Annotated in this window: 10 protein-coding genes and 1 pseudogene; all 11 read right to left on the bottom strand. The window is 62.7% G+C overall.

Features of this window, described 5'->3' with window-relative positions; genetic code table 11:
- Positions 1 to 511, bottom strand: a 511-nt coding sequence (locus AC5DC2_RS17735; RefSeq protein ID WP_491699431.1) for an aconitase family protein, incomplete at its 3' end; no start/stop codon positions are given.
- Between the two features lie 74 nt (positions 512 to 585).
- Positions 586 to 711, bottom strand: coding sequence for a hypothetical protein (locus AC5DC2_RS17730; RefSeq protein ID WP_256389172.1), 126 nt, complete (start codon positions 709 to 711; stop codon positions 586 to 588).
- Positions 712 to 872: 161 nt separating this feature from the next.
- Entirely contained in the window at positions 873 to 1,082 is a 210-nt protein-coding gene (locus AC5DC2_RS17725) for a hypothetical protein (protein WP_491699430.1), read from the bottom strand.
- Between the two features lie 178 nt (positions 1,083 to 1,260).
- Positions 1,261 to 1,722, bottom strand: a complete 462-nt coding sequence (gene rplS, locus AC5DC2_RS17720) for a 50S ribosomal protein L19 (protein ID WP_024710089.1) — start codon at positions 1,720 to 1,722, stop codon at positions 1,261 to 1,263.
- 171 nt (positions 1,723 to 1,893) lie between these two features.
- On the bottom strand, positions 1,894 to 2,457 hold the full coding sequence (locus tag AC5DC2_RS17715) for a GNAT family N-acetyltransferase (protein WP_491699429.1): 564 nt from the start codon (positions 2,455 to 2,457) through the stop codon (positions 1,894 to 1,896).
- A complete protein-coding gene (gene trmD, locus AC5DC2_RS17710; RefSeq protein WP_491699428.1) occupies positions 2,447 to 3,145 on the bottom strand; it encodes a tRNA (guanosine(37)-N1)-methyltransferase TrmD in 699 nt (232 codons plus the stop codon). The genes AC5DC2_RS17715 and trmD overlap by 11 nt, the downstream gene beginning before the upstream one ends.
- Positions 3,146 to 3,153: 8 nt before the next feature.
- The gene (rimM, locus tag AC5DC2_RS17705; RefSeq protein ID WP_491699427.1) at positions 3,154 to 3,720 is read right to left on the bottom strand and encodes a ribosome maturation factor RimM; all 567 of its coding nucleotides are present in this window, start codon (positions 3,718 to 3,720) and stop codon (positions 3,154 to 3,156) included.
- 142 nt (positions 3,721 to 3,862) lie between these two features.
- Positions 3,863 to 4,246 carry a 30S ribosomal protein S16 gene (gene rpsP / locus AC5DC2_RS17700; RefSeq protein ID WP_491699426.1) on the bottom strand — a complete coding sequence of 128 codons (384 nt, stop codon included), beginning with the start codon at positions 4,244 to 4,246 and terminating at the stop codon, positions 3,863 to 3,865.
- 124 nt (positions 4,247 to 4,370) lie between these two features.
- Entirely contained in the window at positions 4,371 to 4,673 is a 303-nt protein-coding gene (locus AC5DC2_RS17695) for a chorismate mutase (RefSeq protein WP_024710084.1), read from the bottom strand.
- Positions 4,670 to 5,197 carry a GNAT family N-acetyltransferase gene (locus AC5DC2_RS17690; RefSeq protein WP_491699425.1) on the bottom strand — a complete coding sequence of 176 codons (528 nt, stop codon included), beginning with the start codon at positions 5,195 to 5,197 and terminating at the stop codon, positions 4,670 to 4,672. The genes AC5DC2_RS17695 and AC5DC2_RS17690 overlap by 4 nt, the downstream gene beginning before the upstream one ends.
- Positions 5,194 to 6,167 (bottom strand): annotated as a pseudogene (locus AC5DC2_RS17685) (signal recognition particle protein); the annotation flags it as partial. The pseudogene AC5DC2_RS17685 and the gene AC5DC2_RS17690, both read right to left, overlap by 4 nt.

Raw genomic sequence — 6,167 nt, 5'->3', positions numbered from 1 at the left:
CCAGCATGTTCCTGGCCTTCGACTGGATCAGCGTCTGGGTGGCGAGCACATGCTCCACCTCCGACGTGCCGATGCCGTGCGCCAGCGCGCCGAATGCGCCGTGCGTGGAGGTGTGGCTGTCGCCGCAGACGATCGTCATGCCCGGAAGGGTGAAGCCTTGTTCCGGCCCGACGATATGGACGATGCCCTGGCGCTTGTCCTTTTCGGAGTAATATTCGACGCCGAAATCGAGCGCGTTCTGGGCAAGGGCCGCCACCTGGATGCGGCTTTCCTCGTTCTTGATGCCGTTGACGCGGTCGGGCGTGGTCGGAACGTTGTGGTCGACCACGGCCAGCGTCTTTGCCGGCGCGTGGACCGTGCGGCCTGCAAGCCGCAGACCTTCGAACGCCTGCGGGCTGGTCACTTCATGGACCAGATGACGGTCGATATAGATGAGACAGGTGCCGTCATCCTGGCTGTCCACCAGATGATCGTCCCAGATCTTGTCATAGATTGTGCGAGCCTTGCTCATGATTTCGTAACCCATTTTTCGATGAACAGGAAAGGGCGCGGTTGCCCGCTGCCGGCATTGCCTTGCAACAAGCGTCAGCTAAGTCGGGCGTTGAGCGCGCCGGAAATCATCGCAAAGAAGCGGCTCGGCAGGCGCTTTCTGTCCTGCAGCACGAAGGGCCTGAAGGTAACGGCCGCGCTCTTTCTGTCAATGATCCTCATGGGCCGGTCTTTACCAGCTTTCTCGGGCTCCGGCAATCATTTACGAGAATGGTTCAAAACTAGAGCGCCGTGCGTCCATTCGGACGCACAAAGGACGCTCTAGCAATTGAATTTGCGCATCGTGCTTTCCGAAAACCGATTCCGATTTTCGGGCCGATGCGCTAGCCCCGGACGTGGCTCGCACGCGTCTTGAGGAAGACGAGAAGGGGGTCCGCCGACATGCCGCGCCTGTCGTGCCACTCCGCCGCGTCCTCGTCGTCGAAAACGAAACGGTCACGACCCTTTGCGGTCGCAGCGAGCACGGGTGTGGCAATGGGCCCCAGGATCATCGGGTTGCCGGCGCCTGCCACAATGGCGCGTGTAAGAGACATTTCTACTCCGTTTGGCCACAACCAAAGAAAAGAGTCGGTTGCGGCTTCACAATTCAAGGGAGAACGGAGATAGGAAGCGATTCCGGCTTTTTCTTGTCAAAACCGCCGGACGGATCGCAAAACGCAAAGAAGCCGCCCGAAGGCGGCTTCCCGAAACGATTTCAAAAGCGAAAAAGGCTTATTCGCTCTTGGCTGCGGCTGCAGCTTCCTTCTCCGCCTTGGCGGCGGCGCGGGCGGCCGCTGCCGCCTCGCGGGCCTCGTCGTTGAGGCGGCGCGAACGCACGGAGGTGTTTTCCGCGATACGGGCCGACTTGCCGCGACGGTCGCGCAGATAGTAGAGCTTCGCGCGGCGAACCTTACCGCGGCGGATCACTTCGACGCCCTCGACCTGGGGGGAATAGACGGGGAATACGCGCTCGACGCCTTCGCCGTAGGAAATCTTGCGAACGGTGAAGTTCTCGTGGATGCCGCCGCCGGAACGGGCGATGCAGACGCCTTCGAAGGCCTGGACGCGGGTGCGGGTGCCCTCCGTGACGCGGACGTTGACGCGAACGGTGTCACCGGCTTCAAACGGGGGGAGTTCGCGCTGCTCGGCGATGCGCGCGGTTTCTTCAGCTTCGAGCTGCTCGATGATGTTCATCGGTCTAACCTCTTGATATCTTGCTTTAACGGCCAGAGCGCTCGACAATCATCCTTTGGTCAATGCCTCCGGATTTGCCTTGTCTTGAAGGCGGGAGCGTTACGCGGTTGTTCTTTTCGGTAACCGGAACACCCGGTCAGGGCGGGCCTATAGACGATTTTCCGGCCTTTGTCACCCCTTTTGCGCGACATGACCGGCACAATCATGCCGGGCCTTCTCCCATTCCGTGCGCAACAGGCCCATCATCACCGTATCCCAGCGTTCCTCGCCGAAACGGGCCGAGGAGCGGCGAACCCCCTCCTCGGTAAAACCAATCCCCTTGTAGGCCCGGATGGCCGCCACGTTGAGGTCGTAGACGTTGAGCTCGACCCGCATGATGGCGGCTTCCCTGAACGCCTCATTCACCAGCAGTCCAAGCATAGCGCGCGAAAGCCCGCTGCCCCGCAATTCCGGCGCAACAGCGATCCGGCAAAGCCTGCCCACGCCGTTCAGCCGGTCGAAAACGATCTGGCCATGACCTGCCAGCGTTTCTCCGCGCCTCGCGGAGAAACAGGCGAGCGCGGGCTTCGCGCCGAGCATGTCGGCGGCCCCCTGGCAAAGCTGGCCATAGCTGAAGGGAAAGGGAAGCTGCGTGCCGCCCCAGAGGGCAGCGGCTCTCGCATCCGCAAACCAGCCGGCGACCGTGTCGAAATGCGACGGATCGAATGGCTCAAGCCGCAGCGCGTCACTCTTCATGCCGTTCTCCTCCCGCCATCAGATCCGGCCGCCGTTCAGCGGTCAGCCGCAATGCCTGCTCATGCCGCCACTTTTCGATCGCCGCGTGGTTGCCCGACGTCAGCACGTCCGGGATCGTCTCGCCCTCCCACTCGGCGGGCCGGGTATAATGCGGGTGCTCCAGCAGACCGTGCTCGAAACTCTCATGGGTGCCGGAAAGCGCATTGCCCATGACGCCCGGAAGCACGCGCACGACCGCATCGAGCAGCACAAGCGCCGCCGGTTCGCCGCCGGAGAGGATATAGTCGCCGACCGAAACCTCCTCGAGGCCGCGCCGGTCGATGACCCGCTGGTCGATGCCCTCGAACCGGCCGCAGACGATCACGGCCCCCGGGCCGTCGGCCAGTGCGCGTACGCGCGCCTGCGTTAAGGGTTTGCCGCGCGGACTCATCAGGAGGCGCGGACGGTCGTCATTGGCGGAAACGGCATCGATAGCGCGCGCCAGAATATCCGGCCTCAGCACCATGCCCGCGCCGCCGCCAGACGGCGTATCGTCGACGCTGCGGTGGCGATCCTCGGCAAAATCGCGGATATTGACGGCCTCGAGCGACCATTGCCCGCGCTCGGCCGCACGCCCTGCCAGCGACGTGCCGAGATGGCCGGGAAACATCTCCGGATAAAGCGTCAGTACGGTTGCCTTGAAGGACATCGCGCCCGCTACCGGCCGCCGGGACCGGGAAAGTCCGGCGCGTCGCCATCGCCGTCACCGACGAGACCGGCGGCCACGGGGGCGATCAGCACCCGGCGGTCCTCGAAATCGATCTCCAGCACGGCGCGCTCGTTGAACGGGATCAGCACCGGGCGACGGCCCGGCCCCTTCAGCTCCAGCAGATCGCCGGCGCCGAAATCGAAGATCGCGCTGATCGCGCCATAGCTGTTGCCGGCATCGTCAAAGACGTTGAGGCCTTCGAGGTCGGCATAGAAATATTCCTCGTCCTCGAGCTCGTCATCGGGCAGGTTGTCGCGTTCGACATAGAGATTGAGGCCGCGCAGGGCTTCCGCCGCGGTCCGGTCGTTCACGCCGCGAAAGCGGATCACGATCATGTTGTTCTTGCCCGGACGCGTCTCGAGGATCTCGAACACGCGCCCGTCTTCCGCATGAAGATTGCCGTAGTCGCCGACCGTCAGCGGATTTGCGGTAAAGCAGCGCACCCTGACATCGCCGCGCAAGCCCTGCGCCGCGCCAACGGTTGCCATCAGGATCGGGTCATTGAGCTTTGCCATCGTCGTTCTTTCCTGCCGTTTATGGCTATCTATGCCCTTTTGGCGCAAAGGAAAAGGCCGGACGCATGCGCCCGGCCCCTGTTCGATGCCTGAAAACCGTTCTTCCACCCGACGAGGGGCAAACGGCTGACGGCAATCCGGCTTATTCCGAAGCTTCGGCAGCGGCTTCTGCAGCAGCGGCAGCGGCTTCTTCAGCCTTCTGCTTCTTTTCGGCAGCGCGCTCCTCGGCCTTCTTGCCGGGCTTTGCCTTGTTCGGGTTGTTGCGGGCCTTGCGCTCGACAATGCCGGCTTCGGCGAGGAAGCGCAGGACGCGATCGGTCGGCTGGGCGCCGGTTCCGAGCCAGTACTTCACCCGCTCTTCGTCGAAGACGACGCGCTCTTCCGAATCCTTCGGCAGCATCGGGTTCCAGTGGCCGAGCTTCTCGATGAAGCGGCCGTCACGCGGCGAACGCTCGTCGGCGGCAACGATGTGATAGTAGGGGCGCTTCTTGGAACCGCCGCGGGCGAGTCTGATCTTGATTGCCATTTTGTTTTCTCCTTAAAGGCATTTCTGTCGGACCGCAGTCCATTCGTTTTCGTGACCCTGTCTTCTGCAATCAGCGCGCGCCGGTATCGCATTGACGGGGCATTCTCATCGACCGGGAACCGGCCTATTTCTCCTGACCGCCATGCTGGGCGGCGATCTGCTCATGATGCCGGATGACTTCCTTGATGATGAAATTCAGGAAAGTCTCGGCAAAATCGGGGTCAAGATCGGCGCTCTTGGCCAGCGCCCTCAACCGCGAAATCTGCTGTTCCTCGCGCGCCGGGTCGGCCGGCGGCAGGTCATGCTCGGCCTTCAGGTGCCCCACCGCCTTGGTGCAGCGGAACCGTTCGGCGAGAATATGCACCAGCGCGGCATCGAGATTGTCGATCGACTGGCGATACTGGAGAAGCTGTTGCTTGGGGTTCATGCCGTTTTCTCCAGCAGCATATCGGGCGACAGATGACGGTAGACGACTGCATCCCTGCCATAAATCTCAAGCGTCTTCTCGGCGGTCGCGCCGAGGCGCTCTGCCAGACGAATGGAAGGCGCGTTGTCCGGCTCGATCAGGCTCATCACCGTCGGCCATTTCAGGTCTTCGTAGACATAACGAAGCGCCCGCGAAGCCGCCTCGAAGGCATAGCCCTTGCCGTAATGATCGGGCAGCAGTGCCCAGGCGATTTCGGGTTCCGGCATATCGGCGGGATGCCAGGGGCCGCAAAAGCCGACAAAACGCCCCGTATTCTTCTCTTCCAGCGCCCATTCCCCGAAACCATTCAGGACCCAGTGCCCCGCATAGGCGGCGAGCCTGCGCCAGGCATCGCCCGCCGGAAGCGGCCCGCCATAGTAGAACGACCGCTCATCGGCGAAGAAAGCCGCCATCGGCGCGAAATCTTCGCGCCGGAAGGCACGCATGATGAGCCGCTCGGTTTCCAGAACAGGGACATCCGTCACTTCTTCTTGCCCTTTCCGAAACCGCCAAAGCCGCCGCCAAGACCGGGAAGCTTCGGTCCGCCGAGGCCCGGCAGGCCGCCCGGCGGAAGAGCACCCGAACCACCGAGGCCGCCGGCCTTCTTCTCGAGCTCGGCAAGCTGGTTGGCATCAAGCTTGGAGAGGTCGGGCATGCCGCCCATGCCTCCGGGCATGCCGCCACCCATCATGTTCATCATCTGCTTCATCTTGCCCTTGCCCTTGCCGCCCATGGCTTTCATCATGTCGGACATCTGGCGGTGCATTTTCAGAAGCTTGTTGATATCGGCGGCAGACGTGCCGGAGCCTGCGGCAATGCGCTTCTTGCGCGAATTCTTCAGAACGTCGGGATGGGCGCGCTCATATTTCGTCATCGAGGAGATGATGGCGAGCTGGCGTTTGAACACGCCGTCGTCCATGCCGGCGGCGGCCATCTTTTCCTTCATGCCGCCCATGCCAGGCATCAGGCCCATAATGCCGCCCATGCCGCCCATGTTCTGCATCTGCTTCAGCTGCTCTGCCATGTCGTCGAGGTCGAACTTGCCCTTGGCCATCTTCTGGGCCATGGCCTGGGCTTTTTCGGCATCGATCGTCTCGGCGGCCTTTTCCACCAGCGAGACGATATCGCCCATGCCGAGAATGCGGTCGGCGATGCGCTTGGGGTGAAACTCCTCCAGCGCGTCCATCTTTTCGCCGGTACCGATCAGCTTGATCGGCTTGCCGGTGACCGCGCGCATGGAAAGCGCAGCGCCACCGCGTCCGTCGCCATCCATACGGGTCAGGACGAGGCCGGTGATGCCGACGCGTTGATCGAAATTGCGGGCGAGATTGACGGCGTCCTGACCGGTGAGACTGTCAGCCACCAGAAGGATTTCGTGCGGGTTCGAGACCTTGCGGATATCCGCCATCTCGACCATCAGCGGCTCGTCGATATGGGTGCGGCCGGCGGTATCGA

Source organism: Martelella sp. (assembly GCF_984369615.1).
The sequence above is the reverse complement of the archived record's forward strand: the minus strand, read 5'-3'. Positions and strand labels throughout refer to the sequence as shown.

Excerpts from the sequence above, each read along its gene's own strand:
- AC5DC2_RS17730 (WP_256389172.1), bottom strand. The coding sequence starts at position 711 with ATGAGGATCATTGACAGAAAGAGCGCGGCCGTTACCTTCAGGCCCTTC.
- AC5DC2_RS17725 (WP_491699430.1), bottom strand. The coding sequence starts at position 1,082 with ATGTCTCTTACACGCGCCATTGTGGCAGGCGCCGGCAACCCGATGATC.
- rplS (WP_024710089.1), bottom strand. The coding sequence starts at position 1,722 with ATGAACATCATCGAGCAGCTCGAAGCTGAAGAAACCGCGCGCATCGCC.
- AC5DC2_RS17715 (WP_491699429.1), bottom strand. The coding sequence starts at position 2,457 with ATGAAGAGTGACGCGCTGCGGCTTGAGCCATTCGATCCGTCGCATTTC.
- trmD (WP_491699428.1), bottom strand. The coding sequence starts at position 3,145 with ATGTCCTTCAAGGCAACCGTACTGACGCTTTATCCGGAGATGTTTCCC.
- rimM (WP_491699427.1), bottom strand. The coding sequence starts at position 3,720 with ATGGCAAAGCTCAATGACCCGATCCTGATGGCAACCGTTGGCGCGGCG.
- rpsP (WP_491699426.1), bottom strand. The coding sequence starts at position 4,246 with ATGGCAATCAAGATCAGACTCGCCCGCGGCGGTTCCAAGAAGCGCCCC.
- AC5DC2_RS17695 (WP_024710084.1), bottom strand. The coding sequence starts at position 4,673 with ATGAACCCCAAGCAACAGCTTCTCCAGTATCGCCAGTCGATCGACAAT.